The following is a 24,343-nucleotide window of genomic DNA, read 5'->3' on the forward strand; positions in this document are numbered from 1 at the left end:
GGAAAACAAAGATGAAAAAAATGATTGCGTTTGCGGCAGCTTTCGGCCTGATGGCCTCCATGGGCACGGCGGCGTTTGCCGATGCGGACAACTCCGCGGCGGAACAGGCGGCGTCCCCGGTTACCGGCACGTCGACGACGGTCGTGCAGCCTACCAAGCTGTTCGATGAGCCGCTGATCCAGCCGGGCGATCTTTCGAAGGAGAACAACGAACCGATCGTCATTTCCAAAATCACTCCTTTTTTTGCAGATCCTAACGGCCGCATTTTGAACTTCCTGTCTCCTCAGGTCGTGTACAGCACCGGAAAGCATGTCACCGACGTCAACGGCGACGGCCAGTGGGTCGAAATTTATACCTGGCTCGGCACAGCCTGGCTGCATATTCCCGAAGCGGTATAATTCCTAATACATAATAGGAACATGCAGCGCAAAAAGACCGGAGGTTCGCCTGGTTCGCCTCCGGTCTTTTTGCATGGCCATGATGATCGGCATGACGCCAAAGAAGTTATCTGATGATGCTGCCTCCGAAAAGGAAGCGCAGCTTCCATGAATTGCTGAAATCCGTTACGACGACGCCGCCCGCTTTTTGGGAATAGGTGTGGAGAAGCTTGCCCTCCCCCAGATACACCGCCACGTGCGTAATCCGCTCATGGTCTTTGTCGGCGCCGGCGGCCGCCGAACCCGCAGACCCGATATCATTCACGAAAAAGACCAGGTCCCCGCGCTTGAGACAGTCAATATCGTATACCGCTTGGCTGTTTTGTTTCACCCAGGCTCCCTGCTGGCGGGAGTCCATCGGCAGGACGATGCCGGCGCCTTCCTTGAAAATTTGGCGGGTAAACGCCGAACAGTCGAAGGTATTCGTTTGGTTGCGGTCCGAGCCGAATTCGTAAGGGGTCCCCAAATATTTCATTCCCGTTTGGATCACCCGTTCAATGGCCTCGCCGGCCTCCGAGGCGATCAGCGGCGTTGCCTGCGGAGCGCCGGATCCGCTGCCGGAAGGGGCCGCGGATCCCGAACCCGGGGAGGCTTCGCCGGGTACCGTTATGTATCGTTCGTCAGAGCTGGTATAGCCCACTTTGCCTGACGGTGTTTTTACTTTATAGAAATAAGCGGTGCTGCTTTCGAGAATGGTGACCTTATCCCCGTTTTTCAAATATCCGATGACCTGGCCCGACGAGGAAGGTTTGTCCCGCAACCGGACGCTCGCCTGAATGACGCCGGTTGGCGTGACCGCGCTCTTTGGCGCCGAAATCGAAGCGGCATCGGCTTTGGAGCCCGGCAGCAGCGCCGCACCGGGAATCACCGCGGAAACCAGCAGGCAGCCGATCAGGCATTTCTTGATGTTGAACATGTCAATCCTCCTTATGCTGACTGAAAATGGGCGTTCTTGTCCCCATTATAGTCATGCGGAAGGATGTACTACATGCTTCTTTTCTCACAAATTTCCCATTCGTGGTTTAGATATTCACAGGACTAAAGGCCCAAAATTCTATTCCGGTTGAATAACAAAACGCCGGCAACCCGGCGCCCGCATAACTTCTATTTTTTGACGGCACCATGCCGCCCCGGTTCCAAAACATCCAAATCCTTCGGCTCCACATGGACATGGACGTTCATGATATTATGCATATCCGTCAGCCGGTCCTCGATTTCGTCGCTGATCCGATGCCCTTCGATGATGCTCAAATGAGGGTCCACTTCAATCACCACATCCACCAGCACATGGTTGCCGTGTACCCTGGCTTTGACGTCCTTGATGCCTTCCACGCCCGGCGTGCGGCTGATGGCGCTGCGAAGATCCTTCAGCTCCGCCTGGTCGAAGCCGTCGGTCAACCGGTAGGTTGAATCCCTGAAAATATCCCAAGCCGTTTTGCAGATCAACAAGCCGACCGCGATCGCCGCAACCATGTCGAGCCAAGGCAGCCCGAATTGGGCCCCGACGATGCCGACCGCCGCTCCGATGCTGACGAGGGCATCCGACAAATTGTCCTTGGCCGCAGCCATAAGCGCCTGGTTGTTAATCTGCCTCGCCAATCTCCGGTTGTACAGATACACGCCGTACATGCATACCGCGCACACCACGGCAATTCCGGCGGCCCATAGATCGGGCTGCGTCTCCTTGCCGGCAAACAAGGATCGTACGGCATCGACCAACACCTGGATCCCGACCGTCGCCATAATGAAGGAAGCGATCAGCGCCGCGACCGTTTCGGCCCGAAAATGCCCGTAAGCATGGTCGGAGTCGGGCGGCTTCCGGGATATCCGCAGTCCGATCAGCACGGCCAGGGAGGCCACGATATCCGTCACGTTGTTAAAACCGTCGGCAAGCAGCGCGCTGGACGCAAACCAATAACCGCTCGCGAGTTTGAAGGAGGACAGGAGCAAGTAAGCCGCGATGCTGATCCAGGCTCCCCGCTCCCCTTTCCGTATATCGTCATAGATATTCACCAATTTCGAAGCCACCTTTACATGGGTTCCAAAAAGTCTTTTCCTATCCTATCAAATACCACCCGGGTGGGTCTAGAGAAACATAGTTGCAGCGGGCAAAGAGGTTTTATGCGCTACATCTCTTGTGGGGAGCCGCAAAAACGGATAGAATTAGGTACGATAAACCTTAGGGAGGGCCTGCCCATGTCCGAAAGCAAAGAGCAGAAGAAGGTCAGCCTGGCTGACGCCATCCGCGCCAAGCTGGAGCAGAAAAAACAGCAGAACCAATCGTTTAAGCCCGGTGGATTTCAAGGAAATTCCCCGCAGGCGATGAAAAGCCAAAACAATAAAAAGCCGAACAACCAGCGCCGCCGCACCGGAGGCTCTTGAGCCATGGCGGAAAACTCCCCCACAAAGCGAACCCGTTGCAATTATTTTTTTTCGAAGGGCTTTGCGGGGACCCCGAAGTATAGAATTTCTATGAACGAAAAAAAAGCTGCTCCCCGCCGGACAGCCCCTGTTTGAAAACAGAGGACCGCCCGGGCGGGTTAGCAGCTTTTTTCGATATACGGCATCGCCGCCGGCCTACAGGCCGTTCGGATACATTTTTTCGCGGAGCGCCTTGATCTCTTCGCTTTCCAGATATTCGTCATAGGTCATGACCTTATCGATGATGCCGGTCGGCGTAATCTCGATAATCCGGTTGGCGATCGTCTGAATGAACTGATGGTCATGCGACGTGAACAGGATCGTTCCGTCGAAATCGATCAGCCCGTTATTCAGCGCAGTGATCGATTCGAGATCCAAGTGGTTGGTCGGTTCGTCCAGCAGCAGGACGTTGGCGCCGTTCAGCATCATTTTGGCAAGCATGCAGCGCACCTTCTCGCCCCCGGAAAGCACGCTCGCTTTCTTCAGGGCTTCTTCCCCGGAGAACAGCATCCGGCCAAGGAAGCCGCGCAGGAAGGTTTCGTCCTGGTCTTTGGAATACTGGCGCAGCCATTCGACCAGGTTCAGATCGACCCCGTCGAAATATTCGGAGTTGTCTTTCGGGAAATACGCCTGGGAAGTCGTAACCCCCCAAGAGAATTCGCCGGAATCCGGTTCCGTGCGGCCCATCAACACCTCAAACAGCATCGATTTCGGCAGCCCGTTCGGACCGACGAACGCGATCTTGTCGCCTTTGTTGACGACGAAGCTCAGATCGTCCAGCACCTTCTCGCCTTCCACCGTTTTGGTCAGGCGGTCGACCGTCAGCAGCTGCTTGCCGGCTTCGCGCTCCGGTTTGAAGTGGATGAAAGGATATTTGCGGTTGGACGGACGAATGTCGTCCAGCGTAATTTTCTCCAGCTGCTTCTTCCGGGAAGTCGCCTGCTTCGACTTGGAGGCGTTGGCGGAGAAGCGTTGGATGAACGCCTGCAGTTCCTTGATCTTTTCTTCCTTTTTCTTGTTGGATTCGCGCTGCATTTGGAGCGCCAGCTGGCTGGATTCGTACCAGAAGTCGTAGTTGCCGACATACAGCTGGATTTTGCCGAAATCGATATCCGCAATATGCGTACATACCTTGTTCAGGAAGTGACGGTCGTGGGATACGACGATGACGGTGCCTTCATAATCCATCAGGAAGTTCTCAAGCCACTGGATGGATTCGAGGTCCAAGTGGTTCGTAGGTTCGTCCAGCAGCAGGTTGTTCGGGCGGCCGAACAAAGCCTGGGCCAAGAGCACGCGCACCTTCTCGTTGCCGCTCAGCTCTTCCATTTTTTTGTCGTGCAGCTCGCGCGTAATGCCGAGACCGATCAGCAACGCGGCCGCGTCGGCTTCCGCATCCCAACCGTTCAGTTCGGCGAATTCGCCTTCAAGCTCGCCCGCGCGCAGGCCGTCTTCTTCGGAGAAGTCGGGCTTGGCGTACAAGGCATCCTTTTCCTTCATGATCTCATAGAGGCGGCTATGGCCGATAATGACCGTTTCAAGAACCGGATATTCGTCATATTCAAAGTGGTTCTGCTTCAGCACGGCCAACCGTTCGCCCGGTGTCATATGAACTTCGCCGGAATTCGGCTCGATCTCGCCGGACAAAATTTTGAGGAAGGTCGATTTGCCGGCGCCGTTTGCGCCGATCAAGCCGTAGCAGTTGCCCGCTGTAAATTTTATATTCACATCTTCAAAAAGTGCGCGCTTTCCGTAACGGAGCGTCACGCCGCTTGTACTGATCATTAAGCATTACCATCCCTTTCACTAATAGGCTTCAGCACATTATAGCATAAAATGCCCCCGCAAAGGGGAGTTTTTGCCGCTTAGGCTTTACTTGACCCGCATCGTCTCCCCGCATTTCAGCACCCGGATGCGTTCCTCGGCGATGCCTAGCCGTTTCCGCTCGGCCTCCATCCGCTCCAGCGCCTCCTGCGCCGTATCGTCCGCAAGCCGGAACGTGCCGTAATGCATCGGGATCATCGTTTTCGCCCCGACATCGAGAAAAGCCTGCACCGCCTGCTCCGGATTGACGTGCTGCGTCGCCATGAACCACTCGGGTTCGTACGCCCCGATCGGGATCATCGCCGCATCGATCTTGAAGCGGCTTCCGATCTCTCGGAATCCGGGAAAATATCCGCTGTCGCCGGCAAAGTACAGGGTCCGCTTCGGCGGGTCCGGATCGCAGTCCGCCGCAGACCGTGCTTCCGCGGCAGGCTCGAGCACGTATCCGCCCCAATGCGAGGTATTCGTGTCGAAAGGCGTCCGCCGCGTCCAGTGCTGGGCGGGCACGAATGTGATCTTCGCGCCGCCGACGGCCGTCTGCTCCCACCAGCCCAGCTCCATGGCGTTCCGGAAGCCTTTGCGGACCATTTTGGCGCGCAGCCCGGCCGGAACGATCAAGGTCGTACCCTCACGATACAGCTTCCGTATGGAAGCCAGGTGCAAATGGTCATAATGGGAATGCGAGATCAGGATCACGTCCACCGGAGGCATGTCGCCGATGGCGATTCCCGGATCCAGGGTCCTGCGGTCCAGTCCCATCCGGTTGGCCCATACCGGATCCGTCAGCAGGTTCAAGCCCTCGTATTGAATGAGGAACGTCGAATGCCCGATCCACGTGATCGTAGGTTCGCGGCGGTTTCCCTGAAGATATTCGATGTCGGGAGGCACGCTGGGTACCCGGAAGGCGAGATCCTTTTTCTTCCCTCTCCGTTCCTTTCGCCACTGCCTGAACTCCTGCACGGAATGGTCCGTCCGGACATCGTCCATATTTTTATAGCGAATTTTGGGCAAATGTTCTCCCTCCTTCTCCTTCAGGCTCATCCCTTCCATTTTACCCTGAACATGGCGCCTTTTTCCAGCCAAGGCGGTTGACCGAAGCTGCCGCTCTCCTGAAAATTTTGGGGCCGAACCTGCGGCAAAAGGTTTTTGTTTATCGCGAAGTAAGGTACACTTATTCATGAGGCGAAATATTTGATATGGCCGTTACCTTGAAGGAGGTTTGTATCCCATGAAAATAAAATTCATCGAACCGACGCCGAGTCCGAACTCCATGAAACTTCACCTGGATGAAAGCCTGGAGCCCGGAATCCGCAAAACATATACGCTCGAAAACGAAAGATCGGCCCCGGCCTGGATCCGGGAAATGCTGCACATCGAAGGCGTAAAAAGCGTGTTCCACACCTTGGATTTCGTGGCGCTCGAACGCAAAGGCAATGCCGACTGGTCGGCCATTCTCGGGGAGGTGCAGGAACGCTTCGGGCGGGAAGGCGTGCAAAACGCCGCGCTGGAGGACGAAGCGGGAGCCGGCGAGCATTTTGGCGAAGCCGAGGTGCTGGTCCAGTTTTTCCGCGGCATTCCGATGCAGATTCGCGTCAAATTCGGCATGGAGGAAGAACGTCTGGCGCTTTCCCAGCGATTCACCGATGCGGTGATGGAGGTCGCCGCGACGACCATGATCAAGGAACGCAAGCTGAAGGATTACGGCGTCCGTTACGGGGAGCTGAAGACAATCGCCAAAGAGGTTGAGCAGGAGCTGGAAGCGGCATTCCCCGAAGAGCGCCTGAAGCAGGTCGTCGCCCAAGCGATCGCCCATGGGGCCAGCAGCGAGGAATTCGAAGAGCAGCGGCGCGAATTGACCGACGAAGAGCTCAAGGAAGCGATGAACAGCTCGGACTGGCGCGTCCGTTATGCGGCGCTGGACGGCATGACGCCGGCGGAAAAGCATCTTCCGTTGCTCCGTCAGGCTCTCCACGACGAGAAAATGCAGACGCGGCGCCTTGCCGTCGTTTATCTTGGCGACATCCGCACGCCCGAAGCGATGGAGCTGCTGTACGAAGCGCTGAAGGACAGCTCGCCTACCGTGCGCCGCACGGCCGGGGATACGCTCTCCGATATCGGCGATCCGGCGGCAACGCCCGCCATGCAGGCTCTGCTTAAGGACACGAGCAAAATCGTCCGCTGGCGGGCCGCCCGTTTCCTGTACGAGGTCGGAACGGAGGACGCCAGAGACGCGCTGAAGGAAGCGGTCGACGATCCCGAGTTCGAGGTCAGCCTGCAGGCGCGGATGGCGCTGGAGCGGATCGAATCCGGCGAACAGGCCGCCGGCACCGTGTGGCAGCAAATGGCCAAACGCAACCGTTCCTGACCGGCCCGCCGATTTATTGCTGCATTACCATATATATCTATTGTCATACGTTTCGCATTGCTTTACTATAGAAAAGCAATTGAAAACGTAAAGATAACCTCATCCTGCAAAGGTGAGGTAGAGGTTGCGAAAGCGATGAGTAGCTGCAGGGAGGCGCAAGGAACCGCCGACGATCTGCCGTGAAGGGCGCTTTCGCCGAAGTGTGGCGGTCCGTTCCGATCGACGGCCATGCTGGGGCTGTACCCGAAAGGGACAGAACTGTCGCGGCTGAACCGGCATCGCTTAAGAATGCCGTTTGGCCGTGTTGAGCTATCTTTCATGGATGCACGGATGCGGAAGCCAGAGGACAAGCATACAGCCCGCAGGTCATTCCATGCCCTGCGGGCTTTTTGGGCTGGTTTATCCCCTTCCATGATCATAACGAAATCATACAGAAGGGAAGTTTTACACTCATGAGCAGCAAACAACCTGCGAATTCCCTAAGGCAAAGCTTGAAAGCCCGCCACATGACGATGATCGCCCTCGGGGGTTCGATCGGCACCGGACTTTTTCTTGCCAGCGGGAGCGCGATATCTTCGGCCGGTCCCGGCGGAGCCATCCTGGCTTATGCCGCGATCGGACTTATGGTTTATTTTTTGATGACAAGCCTTGGAGAACTGGCGACCTACATGCCCGACTCCGGCTCGTTCAGCACGTACGGCAGCCGTTTCGTAAGTCCCGCTTTCGGTTTTGCGGTCGGCTGGAACTTTTGGTACAACTGGGCGGTCACGATTGCGGCCGAGCTTTCCGCAGCCACCGTCATTATTAAATACTGGTTCCCGAATTCCCCGTCGCTGCTTTGGAGCTTTTTGTTCCTGGCGCTTATGTTCGCCCTCAACGCGTTATCCGCGAAAGGTTACGGCGAATCGGAATATTGGTTTGCGATTATCAAGGTTGCCACGGTCATCCTGTTCCTGGTGCTCGGCGTCATGATGATCTTCGGCATTTTCGGCGGCAAACCCGTCGGCTTCAGCAATTTCAATCTGGGCGGCAGCCCGTTCCATGGCGGATTTTTCGCCTTTATCGGCGTGTTCATGGCCGCAGGCTTCTCGTTCCAGGGCACCGAACTGATCGGGGTCGCGGCGGGAGAAAGCGAAGACCCGCGGCGCAACGTGCCGCGGGCCATCCGACAAGTCTTTTGGCGCATCCTGCTGTTTTATATTTTGGCGATCGTGGTCATCGGATTTTTGATCCCTTACACGAACCCGAACCTGCTGAAAACCGACTTGAACAACATCGGCGTCAGTCCGTTCACGCTGGTATTCGAAAAAGCCGGGCTCGCCTTCGCCGCCTCCGTCATGAACGCTGTCATCCTGAGCTCCGTGCTTTCCGCAGGCAACTCCGGCATGTACTCTTCGACCCGCGTGCTGTACGCGATGGCCAAAGACGGGCTCGCGCCGAAAATATTCGGCAAGCTGAGCAGCCGCGGCGTTCCGATCAACGCGCTGATCATGACCGGACTGATCGGCATGCTGGCTTTCCTGGCCTCCCTGTTCGGGGACGGCGTCGTGTACAACTGGCTGCTGAACGCCTCGGGCATGTGCGGCTTCATTAACTGGCTCGGCATCGCCGTATGCCATTACCGGTTCCGCCGCGCCTTCATCGCGCAGGGGCATTCGCTCGACGAGCTGCCTTACCGCGCCAAATGGTTCCCGTTCGGCCCGATATTTGCCTTTATCCTGTGCATCGTCGCCATCGCCGGCCAAAATACGGGCGCCTTCACCGGTTCGAAAATCGACTGGTACGGTTTGTTGGTATCCTACGTCAGCGTCCCTTTGTTTATCGTGATTTGGCTCGGATACAAATGGGTCAAAGGCAGCAAATTGATTCCGCTGAAGGAATGCGACTTGACGATGCACGAACGGCCGAACCGATAATGAAACGAGAAAGATCCCTTCCGCTTCTGCTGCGTGCAGTCCGGGAGGGATCTTTTTTTAACGTATGCTATTTCCAGGTCACGTATACCCGCAAGTCCTCCGTTTCATCCAGTCCGCTTTCCACGTATGAGATGGAATTGACGCCAAGCCGGTACAGATCCTGCAGATCATCCACCAAAGCTTCCTTGCTTCCGTGATAACGGAACAACAGCGAGCGTCCCCCCTGCTTGATCACGGCCTGCGCTTTGGACCTCAGCTGGGCACTGGAGCTGACGATCTGCGACGGATCGTAAAGCTGGTATTCCAGGTCCCGCTCCAGCTTCTTGTAGAAGCCTTTGCGGCTGTCGTTCTGCCTGATCAGCTGCTTGAGCGTATCCCGGTACGGCGTATTCGCGGCCGGATAACTTTTCGTCCAGGCGTGGTCCTTTTTCATCTGCGCGTCGGTGCGAAGATAATATCCGAATCCGATCTCTCCCTTCCTGTCCGGCGCCGGGTCGTCCCAAGTCGTGTCGAGATGGTACCATTTCCCGTCCAGCAAGACGAGGTTCCATGCATGAAGCTGGCTCACCCCCGTATTCCGCGGCGTGGCCGTTCCCTCCACGATCCGGTTCGTGATGCCCGCATCCTTCAGCATCTTATAAGCTAGCAGGGAGTATCCCTGGCAAACCGTGCTGCCGGAGCTCAGTCCGTCGTAAGCCGTATATTTCTGCAGCGTTTCGTCGTATTTCAAATGAAGCACGATCCAGTCATGGATCGCCTTGATTTTCTCGTGGTCGTTCATCCCCGGCTTGATCATATCGCCCAAAATGCTCCGGACCTGCCGGGAGACATATGCCGTTTGGGCCGCCGTCTCCCGGTAGCTCAATTGAACGCTCACGTTCGCCGACTTCGAGCTGCCGCTGTAAGAATAACCGTAACTTTCGATGGTATAGTTCATGTACGGATCGCTTTCAAGCGCCTCTTCGAGCGCCTGTTTCAGCTGCCCCTTGAGCTGATTCGTTTTCCCTTGATAAACAAATTGAATTTGCCCGAGCCGTTGATTCATCGCGCGCAGCAGCGTGTTTTGCAGCTCCTGGTCGGTTTTGACCACGCTGGCGCCTGATGTCGTCGAGGATGCATAAACCATCTCCCAATCGATACAAAGGGGTATTACCGCTGCGATGAGCGTGCCGGTCAGCAGCATTTTGGCCGCCGATCCCCGCTTCCATCTCATACAGTCCCCTCCCTTCTCTACAATAGGCATATTTGTCCGGGTAACAACGAGCCGCTTTTTAGCCCTCCGAATTGACTCTATTCCTATGATGGAACATATATGACTGCGTATTTGGCTGATCTTTTGCCCGCATCAGGTTATATCCGTCATTCACGGATTCGGCTTAAATGCTGCCTGCACGAAGGCCCTTGCGCTTTCGGCGATCCGGGTCGCGTCTCCCGCCGCCAAGGCGTCTTTCGGCAGCAGCGAGCTTCCGATGCCGACCGCGCTGGCGCCTGCCTCATAATATTCCGCGATATTTTGGAGCGACACCCCGCCGGTCACGATCAGCGGAATATGGTTGAGCGGAGCGCGGATTTCGCGCAAATATCCGAGACCCAGGCTGGCCATCGGAAATAGCTTTACGGCCTCGGCCCCCGCGTGGAAGGCGGTAACGATTTCGGTCGGGGTCATCGCTCCCGGCCAAATGTCGATCCCCTGCTCGAGCGCATACCGGATGACGTGCAAATCCACGTTGGGAGAGATCAAAAATTCGGCTCCGGCCGATACCGCTTCTTCGGCCATCTTCACGTTCAGCACCGTCCCCGCCCCAATGCGAGCTTGGCCGTTATATAACGAGCGCCAATCGTGGATGATATCCAGCGCCCCTTCCGTATTCATCGTCACTTCCATCAGCTTTACCCCGCCGGCGGCGAGGCCCGCCCCCGCCACCCTTGCCTCGTCCCGCGTAATTCCCCTGACGATGGCCACCAGCCGGGAAGATAAAAGCTCGCCCATTAATTTCATGTCGTGCTTGCCCCCTATCCTCTTCTCTATTAAACATAATTCGCAGGCTTGAGGCGGTTTCCCTTCTGTAGGCGAGAAAATCCAAAAGACGTCAACGGTCGGAAAATCGCAACATTTTTCGGCCGTTTGCAGCGGAAATCTCCGGCAAATTCCGGTATAATAGAAATGTTGAGGATTTTGCAAAAATCCGGGTTGTCTGTTGTTCAGCTTGATCCATATTGATGAATGGAGCGAATGTCCGTGACTTACGTGGATACTTCCAATATATCGGCCGAAGTGTTCGTGACCGTGTTGCTGTTTCTGATCATCATTGCGCCTCTTTTCAGCTTGGCGATCCTCCGGTTTTTCCAGGGCAAGAAAAAAGCCGGGCTGCTGCTGATCGCGGCCGGCGTGGCGGTTTACCTTGTTTTTCAGATCGTCATGAAATTTTTATTTTGAATGCGCTCGCTTTTTGAACGTTTGGCCGCGAACGTTTTTCCGATCGAACGAAATATGGCTTTTAAAAAAGGGAATCACGCTGGTTTTCGAACCAAACGCGACTCCCTTTTTTATTGCGGGATCCTTTGTGCCGTTCATCTAAAAAGACCTTTCATCCATAGACTGCTCTACGGATGAAAGGTCTGAGTTTGCCGAACGTTACGCCTGCCCGTTCAAAGCCTTTTCGAACTGCAGTTTGTTCATGCCGAGAATGCGGTGTTCGCCGATGACGGTAACCGGAACGGCACGCATGCCCATATCCCATACCTGCTGGGCGAATTCATCGCTTTGCTCGATGTTGCGTTCTTCGTATTCCACGCCTTTTTCCGCCAAATAGCTTTTCACCTGACGGCAGTGCGGGCAGTTAGTGCTGGTATATACGATTGCTTTTTCCATGGAATGTCACCTCGTCGTCAAATCTGAATATAAAAATCCATCACGTACTGAATATTTCAAGCCATTAAAGAACGGCGGTATGATGCTCCAGGCTTTCGATGTATTTTTCGCAATCCATCGCTGCCATACATCCGCTGCCGGCGGCCGTGATCGCTTGTCTGTAGCGGGTATCCTGAACGTCGCCGCAGGCGAATACGCCCGGAATGTTCGTTTCGGAAGTGCCCGGCTGCACCACGATATATCCGTTGGCATCGGTCGTGATTTGTCCGCCAAGGAAGCCCGTGTTCGGATGGTGGCCGATCGCGACGAATACGCCGCTTGCTTCGATCAATTCCTCTTCGCCGGTGTCGTTATTGCGCACTTTCAAGCCTTGCACGCCGCGCTCGTCGGCGACAACCTCGATCGGCGTGCGGTTGAGCGCCCATTCCACTTTCTCGTTGCTGCGCACGCGGTCCTGCATGATTTTCGAGCCGCGCAGCTCGTTGCGACGGTGAACCAGCGTCACTTTCGATGCGAAACGCGTCAAGAAACCTGCTTCCTCCAGCGCCGAATCGCCGCCGCCGACAACCACGATTTCTTTGCCGCGGAAGAAGAAGCCGTCGCAGGTTGCGCAAGTGCTGACGCCGCGTCCGACGTTTTCCTGCTCGCCCGGAATGCCCAAATATTTGGCCGTCGCGCCGGTCGAAATGATCAGCGTTTCGGTTTCGATTTGGCCGATGCCTTCCACGTCAAGTTTGAACGGGCGTCCGCCCAGTTCCACGCCGTTGACCCATCCCGTGCGGAATTCCGCTCCGAAACGTTCGGCTTGCTTGCGCATGTTATCCATGAGTTCCGGTCCCATGATGCCGTCGGGAAAACCCGGGAAGTTCTCGACTTCGGTCGTCGTCGTGAGCTGGCCGCCAGGCTGCGGTCCTTCGATAATGAGCGGGTTCAGGTTGGCGCGCGCCAAATAGATGGCTGCGGTCAAACCCGCAGGTCCTGTACCGATAATTACGGATTTATACATAAAGATTCCCTCCAAGCTTGCAGTGCCCGGAAAGTAGTCCGCTTCAAAGCGGGACGTTACCAGGATCACTTGTAGTGTACTAATTAAAATGATTATTATTTGATAATTATTATCATATAAATGGACACGAATGTCAATAGAACTAGTATACATGGGTTCAAACCGATTGTTAACCTTTATTTAAAGGGAAAACTCCCGGCCAGACGGCCCGGGAGCTCATTATGCGGGAATTTCCGACATTTATCTCAACAAACGCAGCGCGTTCAAAATGACCAGGATCGTGCTCCCTTCATGCCCGACCACGCCGAGCGGAAGCGCAATGCCCGTCACGAAATTCCCGGCCATCAGCAGCACGATGACGGAGATGGCAAATACCATATTTTGCTTGACGATCCGGCGCGCGCGGCGGGCAAGCTTGATCGTCCCGGCAATTTCCTCGATGTTGTCGTTCATGAGGACGACGTCGGCCACCTCCAGCGCCGTGCCGCTGCCGCTCATGCCCATCCCCATGCCGACGGTCGCCGTGGCCAGCGCCGGCGCATCGTTGACGCCGTCGCCGACCATCACGACATGGCCGTGTTCCTCGCGCAGCTGTTTCACGTATTTCACCTTTTCTTCCGGAAGCAGGTCGGAATAAATCAGGTCGACGCCGATTTGCCGGCCGATCACCTGCGCCGTTTCGCCGCGGTCGCCGGTCAGCATCGCGACCTTCACGCCGATCGCCTGAAGCTTGCGAACCGCGGCGATGGCCTGAGGACGCACCACGTCCTGCAGAGCGACAAGTCCGGCTACCCGCTCTCCGTCCATAACGACCGACACGGTTTTGCCTTCGCCGCCCAGGATGCTCCGCCGCCGTTTCCAACGCTCCGCTTCCGCGCGGTCGTCCAAACGATCCAGCACGTCGGTTTTGCCGATCCGCCAGGTTTTGCCCGCCACGATGCCTTCCATCCCCCAGCCCGTCACCGAAGTGACCGACTCGGCCGGGAGCGTCTCGACGCCCTCGATTTCGGCTTGGCGAACGATCGCTTTGGCGAGCGGATGCTCGGACAGCTGTTCCACCGATGCGATGGCGGCCAGCAGGTCCAGGCGGTCATACCCTTCCGCCGCAATCAAGTCCGTGACCTGGGGTTCCCCGGCCGTCAGCGTGCCGGTTTTATCGAAGGCAACGACGGAGGTCAGCGCCATGTTTTCCATGTGGGCTCCGCCTTTGAACAGGATGCCGCGGCGGGCCCGGTTGGAGATCGCCGACAGCAGGGCCGGCATAATCGAAGCGACAAGCGCGCAAGGCGAGGCGACGACCAGGAAAACCATGGCTTTATAGAAAGACATCCCGAAACTCCAGCCAAGGACGAACGGCGCCCCAAAAATGATGACAAGCGTGGCCGCCACGACGATCCGTGCGTAAATGCCTTCAAAACGCTGCATGAACCGTTCCGATTGCGGAACCTCGTTTTCCGCTTCTTCCACCAGACGGATGATTTTTGCGAATACGGTCGCATCCGAGGTTTGCGTCACTTCAATATACAGCACGCCCTCCCCGTTCAGCGTTCCGGCAAACACCTCATCGCCTTCGGCTTTGTCGACGGGCACCGATTCGCCGGTAATGGAGGCCTGGTTGACGGCCGAGCTCCCTTTCTGAATGATGCCATCCGCAGGAATAAGCTCGCCGGGCTTCACCAAGATCAGGTCGCTCACCTTCAGCTCATCGATCGAAACCAGGGCCATCCTTCCGTCTTCGATCCGAAGCGCCATCTCGGGTTTGAGCGCCATCAAGGAAGAGATATCCTTCCGGCTCCGTTCCATCGTGTAACTTTCCAGCGCGCCGCTTAAGGCGAATATAAAGATCAGCATCGCGCCTTCGTTCCAGTAGCCGATGCTTGCGGCGCCCATCGCCGCCGCGACCATCAGCAGGTTCACGTCAAGCTCCCGCTCCTTGATCAGCGTTTCGACGCCTTCCTTCGCTTTCAGCCATCCCCCGGCCGCGTAGGACATGATATATAAGAGCACCGAAATTCCGGCCGAAACATGGCCGAACGCCCATCCGCCAATCATAAGCAAGCCGCTGAGTATGGCCGCCTGCATTTCCTTGTTCAGCAGCATGCTCCGAAGATCGATGCGTCTTCTGCGGTGCGGATTCGGCGCATTGGCGCTGCCGGATGAAGGAAGCTCTTTTATGGCTTTGGCCGCGATTTTTTGTACATTTTCCATCGTAATCACCTTCCTGTTTGAGAATGAAAAACATTATTACTGCCCTTAAAACAGCACATGCTGCTCCAGACCAGCCGGAGCAGCATGTTTTCATGAAGGACGGGGACCGTCCCATTGAGAATGATAATCATTTTTGCACTAATACAATTATTTTTCCTACATACAACTTTATACTTGCATTATATGCCGGACCGGCAAAAAAGTAAACCCATATTCTGGCCCATTGTTCACGAAAAGACAAAAAAACTGCATACGGGAATGCCGTTTTAGGCAATCACCTTATGCAGTATCGAATTCATCATCCCTTAACCCGCATGGTGCTCTGGGAGCTTGAGGATCTTCCCGCCCTCTGCTGTATTTCCCACTGCGCCGCAGCCAGACGGAAAGCGGGAAGCTGCTCCGCCGGAACGCCAATCTCCGCGAACCCGGCGCGGTAAACCGCCGGCAAATCGGCCGTGTTTCGCAGCCCTGTCGCGCGCAGCAGGAGGCGCGGCCTTATTTTTCGAATCGTACCCGAAAGCGCGGCGATGTGTTCGACGACATCATCAGGCCATGGCGTTTCCGGATCGCTGATCCCGCCGCAATCCAATACAAGCAGGTTCGCGCTTCTAGCAAGGTCGGCCGCCGCGCTGCAGGCGATATCCGCATTCATTAAGGCACCGATGCTGAATGAGACGGCACGGCGTTGATGGCACAACGTCTCCTCGGCCACCCGCTCGATCAATTCATGGGTTTGGTTCCATGCCTCCGGGTCGGACGTATGGGGAACGAGAATTTCGATCCGATGCTCCATTCCCTGCCGGTGGCAAGCCAGCGCGGCTCTGAATAACGCTTCCAGCTGGATGTCCCTTAAATCGGAGAGGGCTTCCTTTTCTCTCGGATGTCCCTTCATAATATCGAGCCCGGAAATCAACGCGACGCGTAAAACCCTCTCGTCCAAGTGATGCAGCACCGTTTCCATATGCCCTTTCCACCGGTACAGCAGACGTTCCCTGCAGGCGATGCTCGGGTGCGGCCGCCCGCTGAGACCGGCATATTGCATGATCCACTCTTCGTAAATCTCCTTCAAATGGCCGCGCGCAAGCCAATCATCCTCCCGCAGCAGCGTCAAACCGGCGGTCCCGGACAACGCTTCGGCCTGTTCCGGCGGATACGTCCAATCTTCGGCAAAAATGCCCATGCCGCGCGCATCGTCGCACCATCCGAGCAAAAGCTCCGGCGCCCCCAGATCGCCCTGATCTCCTGAAAAGGGCTCGGCCTCGCGCAAAAGGCTCCCGATCGAATACGGGTCGGCGGCGCGGATCGCCTCCTCTTTCGTCATGGACTCGATTCGGACCAATTCTACAAGCGACGCAATCTCCGGCAAGGAGCATGCCCGCGCCTGCCCTTCATCCTGCAGGGACATGCCGTCATTTTGCCTGTCAACAGGATAAATCGCTTCCATAAAAGAAGACATCGAGCAGGAGCCGCTTTGGCAGCAGTTATTCTGACACCGACCATTCCTCATGTTTGGCAGTCCACCCTCTTTTCCCGGATAAATGAGCCCGTTTGCAGTGAGCCCTACCTTACACCATATTAGCGGGGGGCGCGAAATATAACCGCAACGGATGACAAGTTCCGAGGCCGCCCGACCCTTCCCGGGCCCAATAAAAAACCGCTCGAAACATCGAGCGGTTGTCTCCTTTTGAACCTCTATATTATGATTGCTGACTGGCGGCGATCGCCTGCTCCAGATCGTATAAAATATCGTCGATCGCTTCGGTGCCGATGGACAGGCGCAGCATTTCCGGATTGACGCCGGCCGCAATCTGCTCCTCTTCGGACAGCTGCTGATGCGTCGTGCTTGCCGGATGGATGATCAGCGACTTGGAATCGCCCACGTTGGCGAGGTGGGAGAACAGTTTGACGTTTTCGATCACTTTGCGTCCGGCCTCTTTGCCGCCTTTGATGCCAAACGTCAAAATCGCGCCTTGGCCTTTCGGCAGGTATTTTTTCGCGAGTTCGTACGAAGGATGGCTTGGAAGACCCGCGTAGCTTACCCACTCCACCGCGTCGTGGTTTTCCAGGAACTGCGCCACCTTCAGGGCATTTTGGCTGTGGCGCTCCATGCGCAAATGCAGCGTTTCAAGCCCTTGCAGCAGCATCCAGGAGTTGAACGGCGAAATCGTCGCGCCCATGTCGCGAAGCAGCTGCACGCGCGCTTTGATGATGTATGCCAGCGGTCCGACGGCTTGCGTATAAACGACGCCGTGGTAGCTTGGATCCGGTTCGGTCAGGCCCGGGAATTTGCCGCTTTGCGCCCAGTCGAATTTGCCGCCGTCGACGATGACGCCGCCGATGGACGTGCCGTGGCCGCCGATGAATTTCGTCGCCGAGTGGACGACCACATCCGCGCCGTGTTCGATCGGACGAAGCAGATACGGGCTTGGGAAGGTATTGTCGATAATGAGCGGAATGCCGTTTTCATGGGCGATTTGGGCCACGGCTTCGATGTCCAGCACATCCCCTTTCGGATTGCCGATCGACTCCGCGTACAGCGCTTTGGTCTTATCCGTGATCGCGGCGCGGAAGTTTTCCGGATTGCTTGCGTCGACGAAATGCACCTTGATGCCGAGCTTCGCCAGCGTGGTCGAAAACAGGTTGTACGTCCCCCCGTACAGCGTGGAGGAAGACACGATTTCGTCTCCCGCTCCTGCGATGTTCAATACGGAAAAGGTAATGGCCGCCTGTCCCGAAGAGGTCGCAAGGGCCCCCACTCCGCCTTCCAGCGCAGCCACCCGCTGCTCGAACACGTCGGTCGTCGGGTTCATCAGACGCGTGTAAATGTTTCCGAATTCCTTGAGCGCGAACAGATTCGCCGCATGCTCGCTGTCGCGGAATCCGTAGGACGTCGTTTGGTACAGGGGCACGGCTCGGGAAAGCGTCGTTGGATCGATCTCTTGCCCTGCATGCACGGCTAAGGTTTCAAAAGATAATGGACGTTCGTTGGACATGGTAAAATCCTCCCTTTTCTCGCATCAATCAATCGCCATTAGCGTCAATTTTTGGTTATATTTTCTCATACTCCCCAGCGTTTGAAAAGGTAAAAAATGATAATTCCTATTAAATTAATGAGAATTGTTTCATTTACGGCCCGAAACGGCCAAAAGACCGGGATTTCCGCGATCGGTTTCCTTGGCTGCATGCAAAAAAAAACAGCCGCTTGGGCGGCTGTTCTAAAAAAAGAACCCTGAGAATATTAGAGAGAGTTGCCGATATCGAATCATGCCATATGAAGCTTTATGCATAATTCTATCGTTTGATTAGTAAGGGCTTATTTTAAATAAGCTTACCTTTCAATAGTGCAGAAAAAATCATAGCGCTTTTGCCCTGCCTTTGTCAAGTCCCGCTCCGCGAATATCGGCAAAAAAGCAATATTTCCCTGCAAGCGCAACGAATCGGCCCGATTCCCGTATTACTGATATATATTGACGTCCGGTCGTGAAAAGGCTACCATGACGACAACCATACAAGCCGGTCCGAAAACATATAAAACCATTATTCCGTTATATGCAGGAGGGTGATGAGCTTGCATTCTTCATCTAAAGAATTGGCAGACCGATATTGTGAACTTATGGACAGGTTACCTCGTCTCATCGATTACACGGGGATTGTCCGGCAGATGAAGTTGAGCACCACCGAAGCGTTTATTCTGCAATATCTGCACAATAACGGCAGCCAGCGCGGTACGGATATCGTGAAAGTGACGGGCCTGACGACCAGCGCAATCACGCAGATTTGCGACAAGCTGGTGCATGAAGGGCTGATCGAACGGAACCGCTCTGAAACTGACCGGCGCTACGTCAACATTACGATAACGGAAAAAGGAATGCAGGTGCTGAAGCAGCTCACGGACTTAAGCGCCGAGCGGATCGTTGAAACGGTGGAACGCTTTACGAACGAAGAGACCCACGAACTGCTTGACGCGATCCGCCAGCTGGGCGAACTGATCGAATACCAGCGGGGAGACGCCATGAAAGCTGCCAGGGGAACCCGATAAGGCGTTCCAACGGGCAGCCGGGTGCACGCAAACACATGCAAAAAAAGAAACACCATTGGATCGATGAGGGCAAGCTGCCCCGGCCAATGGTGTTTTTGGGTTTTACAGGATCCGGCTGCCGAATAAGGAGCCGATCAGTTCCACGGCCAGCTTCGAGGTCTGGTTGTTGCGATCCAGCAGCGGATTCACCTCCACGAAGTCGGCCGAAGTGACCGCCCCCGACTCGCTGAGCAGCTCGAGCAGCAAATGAGCCTCGCGGTAGCTGAGTCCGCCGCGGACGGGCGTCCCCGTTCCCGGCGCTTCGATCGGGTCGACGCTGTCGATGTCGAAGCTGAGATGCACGCCGTCGGTCCCCTGGCCCGCAATCCGGAGCGCTTCCCGAACCACCTGCTCGATGCCGAGCCGGTCGATTTCATGCATCGTGAAACAGGTCAGGCCGCAGGAACGGATAAGCGCCTTCTCGTCCCGGTCCAAATCGCGCGCGCCGATGATGACGCAATGCTCCGCTTTTAAGGAGGCGGCGCCTTCGGCGATTTGTTTCAGCTTCAAATGCGTAAGCCCCAGTCCTGCCGCTAGCGAGATGCCGTGCATGTTCCCCGACGGGCTCGTCGATTCGGTATTCAGATCGGAATGCGCATCGACCCAAATGACGCCCATGTTGCCGTAATGCCGGGTTAATCCCGCCAAGGAGCCGATGGCAATGCTGTGGTCGCCGCCCAGAACGAGCGGAATGCGGCCGTCTGCCACCGCTTCGGAGACCGCTTCGCCGAGCCGGGTGCATACGGCCAAAACCTCCTGAACATGTTTCATTTTGGTCCCGGCAGGCGAGCGGACGCCCTCCGGCAGGCGGATGGACCGATCCGCCTCGACATCGTAACCGAGACCCGCCAATTTTTTGGCGAGTCCGAATTTCATGATGCTGTCCGGGCCGTGTTCGCTGCCGGGCCGGCCTGCGCCGAGCCCGAACGGCACCCGGATGATGGAAATGGATTGCTCAGGCATATGGGTTCAAGCCCTCCCTTGATTGGCAAATACCTCCCCGATCCGGCTCAACGCGAAGTCGAGTTCTTCCTCGGCAATGACCAGAGGCGGCGCCAGCCGGATGGTCGTTTCATGCGTCTCCTTGCACAGCACGCCGATCCGGGCCAAAGCTTCGCAATACGGTCTGGCAGGCACCGACAGCTGCATGCCGATCAGCAGGCCTCGCCCGCGGACCGAAACGATATCGGGATGCAAGATCGATGTAAGCTTTTTCATAAACATGCGCCCAAGCGCCTCCGAGCGCTCCGCCAGCTTTTCCTCCTCCAATACGTCCAGCGCCGCAAGCGCGACCGCGCACGCAAGCGGATTTCCCCCGAAGGTCGAACCGTGCGAGCCGGGCTCGAACACGTTCATGATCTCCCCGTCGGCCGCGACCGCGGAAACCGGCAGGACGCCCCCTCCAAGCGCTTTGCCCAGAATATAGACGTCGGGAACCACGTCCTCCCAATCGCAGGCAAAGGTTTTGCCCGTCCGGCCGAATCCCGTCTGGATCTCGTCGGCGATAAAAAGGACGTTCCGTTTACGGCAAAGTTCATACGCCTCGGACAAAAAGCCTTCCGGAGGAAGGATGATTCCCGCCTCGCCCTGTATCGGCTCGACCAAAAACGCGGCCGTATCCGGCGTAATCGCGGCCCGGAGCGCTTCCAAATCGCCGTAAGGGATGCTTTTGAACCCCGGCGTGAAGGGGCCGAAATCGCGTTTGTACGCCGCTTCCGTCGAAAAGGAGGTGACGGTGATCGTCCGGCCGTGAAAATTGCCGTCGCAGACGATGATTTCCGCGCGGTTCTCCGGAACGCCCTTTACCCTGTACGCCCAACGCCTCGCCAGCTTGAGGGCGGTTTCCACCGCTTCCGCGCCGGTGTTCATCGCGAGGATTTTTTCTTTTCGGGTGACTTCCGCCAGCCTCCGCACGAATGCCGCCAGCGCGTCGCTATGAAACGCCCTTGAAGTCAGCGTGACTTTATCCGCCTGCTCCTTAAGCGCCTGTATGATTTTAGGGTGGCGGTGTCCATGGTTCAGCGCGGAATACGCGCTCAGCAGATCCAGATAACGGCGGCCGGCCGCGTCCTCTACCCATACTCCTTCCGCCTTGGTTATCACGATCGGCAGCGGAAGATAGTTGCTTGCGCTGTGACAGTCCATCATTTGCAGTACCTGCTCCGTTGTTGCCATAGCTGCACATCCCATCATGTGATCTTTTCGCCCTGCTTACGTTCCTATCTTATTGGCGGAAAGCCGGTTTCATGATTCGTGAATTTCAGAACGCAAGCGCAAACGGCTTCGCCGTCTTTGGCGGGAGGAGTTTTACCTATGGCGGATGAAACAGGGTGGAACAAGGTGGAAAGATGATGGGGAACAGCAAAAAAAAGCACCGCCTTCCCCCGCTTGCTTGCAGGTAGAAGACCGGTGCTTTTCCGGTCATGCCCGTCCGCCATAGGGCGGAACGTTATTTTTTGGATTCGAGCGTCTCCAGATATTCGGAAATCTCGGCCGGCGTTTTGGCGAATTTGCTGTGCAAATGGGCCAGCTTTTCGCCGTTTTTATATACGAGAAGGCTCGGAATGCCGCGCACTTCGTTTTGGCTCGTAATCTCCTCGAACTGCTCCACGTCCATGGCGTAAAACTCTTTGTCCGCGTGTTTCGCCATGATGTCAGGCAGGAATTTGTCAAGCGTCTTGCAATCCGGACACCAGCTGGCATCGTATTTGATGACGGTCAGTTTGTCGCGGTTGATCAATTCTTCGTATTGCTGCTGCGTTTGAATTCGTTCCATGTTCTGTAATCCCCTTTACCCAGCGTCTTTTGCGGCTTCATCCGAGAAGCTTCCGTTCGGGAGCTGTCAATGAGTTTCGTCACAGCCCGAACCGTTCTCTTATTTTAGCCTTTTATGGCCGGGTTTGCAAAAGGGCTACATCGCATGCATGTCGTGACCGGGGGACGGCGTCTCCCATCCGGAGGGGCTGTGCCCGAGCCAGGCGGCGACGCATAACACGACGACCGGGAGGACGATGTAGATCATCCAGAACGAGTAGCGCACAGGCGCTCCGGGAGCGGGACTTTGGGCAGACGTGCGGACCGGCTTGACGGCGGCCGCCGCGGGTTGTTCCTCGCGGTGCTTGCGGTCCTGAATCAGGTAAATGACCAGAGCCGTGACGGCGATGTACATCGCATCCGTAATGAACAGCATGGCGTCCCACTGGCGCACGGGGATCATTTCCCCCAGCATCGCCCCGTGAACGCCGCCCATGATGCCCCCGCCGATTCCTTCCACGATGGCAAGCAGTCCGAGCGGCCTGCCGATCATGAACCCGATCGCAAAGCAAAAGACGATCGAAATTCCGGTCGACAGCACCAGATTCTGGGCAAACACCATGCCGAGAATGACGCCGATCGTCAAATTCGACATCAATCCGGTCGTCATCGCGACGACGGTGCCGGTCATATTTCCGAGCAAATGGCGGTTCATCTGGACGTACATGATGCATAACACCGTATAAATGAAGACAATCAGCATACTCATGTTCAACAGCATACGCATGGCTCCTTTCGCCCTGATGCAGCAGCGGAAGCCGCAGGCAGCGCCCCGCATGGGCGCATGCTCCCATCCTCCGCTCCTTCCGCTCGTAAGAAGCTTATTCAGCCGCCGTTATCTTTATGCTGATAACCCGCGTTAGCGGCCGAAGGAACAGCCCCGCTGAAAACGGGCCTTCTGCGCAATGCCATTTTCGTCCCCCGGGCGCCTGGATGCCATGGTTTAAGGCTTCCGCCCGTGCATGCGCCAATACTGGCGCTTTCCTTCGTCGCGAACCGTCACGCCCAATTTCGAAAGCTCCCGGCGCAAGTCCTCCGCGTCCTCTTTTTCGTCTTTGCCGATCGCTTTCTCCCGCGCCGCAAAAAGCGCGTTCGCGCTCGGCGAAAGGTCGGGGCATCCGGGCACCCATCTCGAATATTCGCCTTCGAAAGGGTCTTGCTCCCGCCAATCGTAGCCATGCCGGGTAAACGCCTCGGCCAGCTTCTTCCGCTTCGTCTCCGGTTTTTCCCGGTACAGCACTTGGCCGTCCGTCCCCAGCAGAACGAGCTGCTTATTGTCCACAAATACGGCGGCCACTTCCCCGTGCTTAAAAGACCGCTCCTTGCCGCGGATGCGCAGGTTGACCTCTTGATCGGAAAGGCGAATCTGCAGCGTTTCCCTCATGGCCACGAGCGAGATCCATCCTCCGACCAGGGCTCCGAGCGCAGCCGTGGCAAACGACACCCAGCCCCCTTGAAGGGAAGATACCAATTTGAGCGGGCCCTCGAAAGGAACCCACGGCAATTTTAACGCCCAATGGGCAAGCTTCGGAAGAAACCACCCGACTGCCGCACCCGCCACCGGGAAAAACGTCCAAACAACCGTTTTATCGGTCCGGGTCAGCCCTAATTCCGTAAATTCCATCACGTTATGCAATGACATTTCCCCCTTTTCGGAACACGCTGTTCACCGCTTCCTTCCATATGGTTTCATAGTCCAGTCGGATTCCCATCATCATGTAGCTCGTCATATTATCGATGGCAAGCGCCAGCAAATAGGCTTTGGCTTCCACGTTTTCCTGCGGAATCGCCCCGAGATCGGCCCCATGCTGCAGCAGCCCGCGAAAGCCGTCCAAAAACGCCTGCTGCATCCGGGCGACGCGATCGCCGTAAGGCGTGCCGCGGCCGGCCGTGAGCATGAACTCGTGGAGCAGCCGCATCGCTGCATGCAAATTGCCGTCATCCTCCGGAAACATGCGTAGGCCTCCCTGATAGAGCTTCTCCGCAAAATTTCGTTCGTTGAAATCGGACACGGAAAAATACGCTTCAAAATGATAGTCGCTGAACATAAATTCGAACACTTTTTCGACCAGTTCTTCTTTCGATGCGAAGTGGTAGTAGATCGACGGTTTCGTCATGCCGACCTCGGCCGCGATCATGGCGAGGCTTGTTTTTTCGATGCCGTGCTTCGCAAACAGCAGGGTCGCCGCCTCGATCAGCTGCTGCGAGGTCACTTCCCTTTTTTTCATGATGACCCCCCTTTTTTACCTACCGATAGGTAAAATTTTATCCGCGCCTAAAGATGGCGTCAATAGTCTGTTTTAGGAAAACACCTATTGGCCAAAAACGGCGAATCATGGCATGAATCCTCCGAACGGCTCTTGGGCCGCACGAAAAAAAAGAGGAGCCCCGGACGCGCCGCAGCT

Annotated in this window: 23 protein-coding genes and 1 riboswitch; of the genes, 6 read left to right on the forward strand and 17 right to left on the reverse strand. The window is 56.2% G+C overall.

Annotated features, from left to right (window positions below):
• Window positions 1-11 precede the first annotated feature (11 nt).
• Entirely contained in the window at window positions 12-398 is a 387-nt protein-coding gene (locus KI367_RS19910; RefSeq protein ID WP_212951871.1) for a hypothetical protein, read from the forward strand.
• 106 nt (window positions 399-504) lie between these two features.
• On the opposite strand, the gene KI367_RS19915 is transcribed toward KI367_RS19910, so the two are convergent.
• Window positions 505-1,353, reverse strand: a complete 849-nt coding sequence (locus KI367_RS19915; protein ID WP_212951873.1) for a C40 family peptidase — start codon at window positions 1,351-1,353, stop codon at window positions 505-507.
• Window positions 1,354-1,541: 188 nt separating this feature from the next.
• Window positions 1,542-2,453 (reverse strand): cation diffusion facilitator family transporter, encoded by a 912-nt coding sequence (locus KI367_RS19920; RefSeq protein WP_281422520.1) that lies wholly within the window; start codon window positions 2,451-2,453, stop codon window positions 1,542-1,544.
• Between the two features lie 180 nt (window positions 2,454-2,633).
• Between KI367_RS19920 and KI367_RS19925 the strand changes: the two genes are divergently transcribed.
• Window positions 2,634-2,819 (forward strand): hypothetical protein, encoded by a 186-nt coding sequence (locus KI367_RS19925; RefSeq protein ID WP_036712824.1) that lies wholly within the window; start codon window positions 2,634-2,636, stop codon window positions 2,817-2,819.
• Between the two features lie 195 nt (window positions 2,820-3,014).
• On the opposite strand, the gene KI367_RS19930 is transcribed toward KI367_RS19925, so the two are convergent.
• Both KI367_RS19930 and KI367_RS19935 read right to left on the reverse strand, forming a co-directional pair.
• Window positions 3,015-4,640 (reverse strand): ABC-F family ATP-binding cassette domain-containing protein, encoded by a 1,626-nt coding sequence (locus KI367_RS19930; RefSeq protein ID WP_212951875.1) that lies wholly within the window; start codon window positions 4,638-4,640, stop codon window positions 3,015-3,017.
• Between the two features lie 87 nt (window positions 4,641-4,727).
• Window positions 4,728-5,690, reverse strand: a complete 963-nt coding sequence (locus KI367_RS19935) for an MBL fold metallo-hydrolase (protein ID WP_036712880.1) — start codon at window positions 5,688-5,690, stop codon at window positions 4,728-4,730.
• 217 nt (window positions 5,691-5,907) lie between these two features.
• On the opposite strand from KI367_RS19935, the gene KI367_RS19940 reads away from it, so the two are divergent.
• Window positions 5,908-7,044 (forward strand): virulence factor, encoded by a 1,137-nt coding sequence (locus KI367_RS19940; protein ID WP_036712823.1) that lies wholly within the window; start codon window positions 5,908-5,910, stop codon window positions 7,042-7,044.
• 110 nt (window positions 7,045-7,154) lie between these two features.
• Window positions 7,155-7,364: riboswitch (Lysine riboswitch) on the forward strand.
• Between the two features lie 132 nt (window positions 7,365-7,496).
• Window positions 7,497-8,960 (forward strand): amino acid permease, encoded by a 1,464-nt coding sequence (locus KI367_RS19945; protein WP_212951881.1) that lies wholly within the window; start codon window positions 7,497-7,499, stop codon window positions 8,958-8,960.
• A 67-nt stretch (window positions 8,961-9,027) separates the two neighbouring features.
• Here the strand turns inward: KI367_RS19945 and KI367_RS19950 are convergent, their stop codons facing one another.
• Window positions 9,028-10,173, reverse strand: a complete 1,146-nt coding sequence (locus tag KI367_RS19950; RefSeq protein ID WP_036712820.1) for a transglutaminase domain-containing protein — start codon at window positions 10,171-10,173, stop codon at window positions 9,028-9,030.
• 150 nt (window positions 10,174-10,323) lie between these two features.
• Complete coding sequence (locus tag KI367_RS19955) at window positions 10,324-10,959, reverse strand: bifunctional 4-hydroxy-2-oxoglutarate aldolase/2-dehydro-3-deoxy-phosphogluconate aldolase (RefSeq protein WP_036712817.1); 636 nt, start codon at window positions 10,957-10,959, stop codon at window positions 10,324-10,326.
• A gap of 234 nt (window positions 10,960-11,193) precedes the next feature.
• Here KI367_RS19955 and KI367_RS19960 point away from each other — a divergent pair, with 234 nt between their 5' ends.
• Entirely contained in the window at window positions 11,194-11,397 is a 204-nt protein-coding gene (locus KI367_RS19960) for a hypothetical protein (protein ID WP_373316247.1), read from the forward strand.
• Between the two features lie 198 nt (window positions 11,398-11,595).
• On the opposite strand, the gene KI367_RS19965 is transcribed toward KI367_RS19960, so the two are convergent.
• The 5 genes from KI367_RS19965 to KI367_RS19985 form a co-directional block, all read right to left on the reverse strand.
• Window positions 11,596-11,832 (reverse strand): glutaredoxin family protein, encoded by a 237-nt coding sequence (locus KI367_RS19965; protein WP_036712815.1) that lies wholly within the window; start codon window positions 11,830-11,832, stop codon window positions 11,596-11,598.
• Between the two features lie 64 nt (window positions 11,833-11,896).
• The gene (trxB, locus tag KI367_RS19970) at window positions 11,897-12,838 is read right to left on the reverse strand and encodes a thioredoxin-disulfide reductase (RefSeq protein WP_212951883.1); all 942 of its coding nucleotides are present in this window, start codon (window positions 12,836-12,838) and stop codon (window positions 11,897-11,899) included.
• A 240-nt stretch (window positions 12,839-13,078) separates the two neighbouring features.
• Entirely contained in the window at window positions 13,079-15,046 is a 1,968-nt protein-coding gene (locus KI367_RS19975) for a heavy metal translocating P-type ATPase (protein ID WP_036712814.1), read from the reverse strand.
• Between the two features lie 298 nt (window positions 15,047-15,344).
• Window positions 15,345-16,502: a hypothetical protein gene (locus KI367_RS19980; RefSeq protein ID WP_036712813.1), complete on the reverse strand. Its 1,158-nt coding sequence runs from the start codon at window positions 16,500-16,502 to the stop codon at window positions 15,345-15,347.
• A gap of 241 nt (window positions 16,503-16,743) precedes the next feature.
• Window positions 16,744-18,039, reverse strand: a complete 1,296-nt coding sequence (locus tag KI367_RS19985; protein ID WP_212951884.1) for a homocysteine synthase — start codon at window positions 18,037-18,039, stop codon at window positions 16,744-16,746.
• Between the two features lie 668 nt (window positions 18,040-18,707).
• Between KI367_RS19985 and KI367_RS19990 the strand changes: the two genes are divergently transcribed.
• Entirely contained in the window at window positions 18,708-19,085 is a 378-nt protein-coding gene (locus KI367_RS19990) for a MarR family winged helix-turn-helix transcriptional regulator (protein WP_052147143.1), read from the forward strand.
• Window positions 19,086-19,187: 102 nt separating this feature from the next.
• Here KI367_RS19990 and rocF read toward each other — a convergent pair whose 3' ends face one another.
• The 6 genes from rocF to KI367_RS20020 all read right to left on the reverse strand — a co-directional run bounded on the left by rocF (window position 19,188) and on the right by KI367_RS20020 (window position 24,166).
• The gene (rocF, locus tag KI367_RS19995) at window positions 19,188-20,087 is read right to left on the reverse strand and encodes an arginase (RefSeq protein WP_212951886.1); all 900 of its coding nucleotides are present in this window, start codon (window positions 20,085-20,087) and stop codon (window positions 19,188-19,190) included.
• 6 nt (window positions 20,088-20,093) lie between these two features.
• Window positions 20,094-21,299 (reverse strand): ornithine--oxo-acid transaminase, encoded by a 1,206-nt coding sequence (locus tag KI367_RS20000; protein ID WP_036712810.1) that lies wholly within the window; start codon window positions 21,297-21,299, stop codon window positions 20,094-20,096.
• Between the two features lie 274 nt (window positions 21,300-21,573).
• A complete protein-coding gene (locus KI367_RS20005) occupies window positions 21,574-21,900 on the reverse strand; it encodes a thioredoxin family protein (RefSeq protein WP_036712809.1) in 327 nt (108 codons plus the stop codon).
• Between the two features lie 135 nt (window positions 21,901-22,035).
• Window positions 22,036-22,659: a hypothetical protein gene (locus KI367_RS20010; protein ID WP_212951888.1), complete on the reverse strand. Its 624-nt coding sequence runs from the start codon at window positions 22,657-22,659 to the stop codon at window positions 22,036-22,038.
• Window positions 22,660-22,881: 222 nt separating this feature from the next.
• Window positions 22,882-23,565, reverse strand: a complete 684-nt coding sequence (locus tag KI367_RS20015; protein ID WP_246537134.1) for a YqeB family protein — start codon at window positions 23,563-23,565, stop codon at window positions 22,882-22,884.
• A gap of 1 nt (window position 23,566) precedes the next feature.
• Entirely contained in the window at window positions 23,567-24,166 is a 600-nt protein-coding gene (locus KI367_RS20020; protein WP_036715672.1) for a TetR/AcrR family transcriptional regulator, read from the reverse strand.
• Between the last annotated feature and the right edge of the window lie 177 nt (window positions 24,167-24,343).

Origin of the sequence: Paenibacillus cookii (assembly GCF_018333375.1) — a bacterium.
Taxonomy (GTDB): Bacteria; Bacillota; Bacilli; order Paenibacillales; family Paenibacillaceae; genus Paenibacillus_AQ; species Paenibacillus_AQ cookii.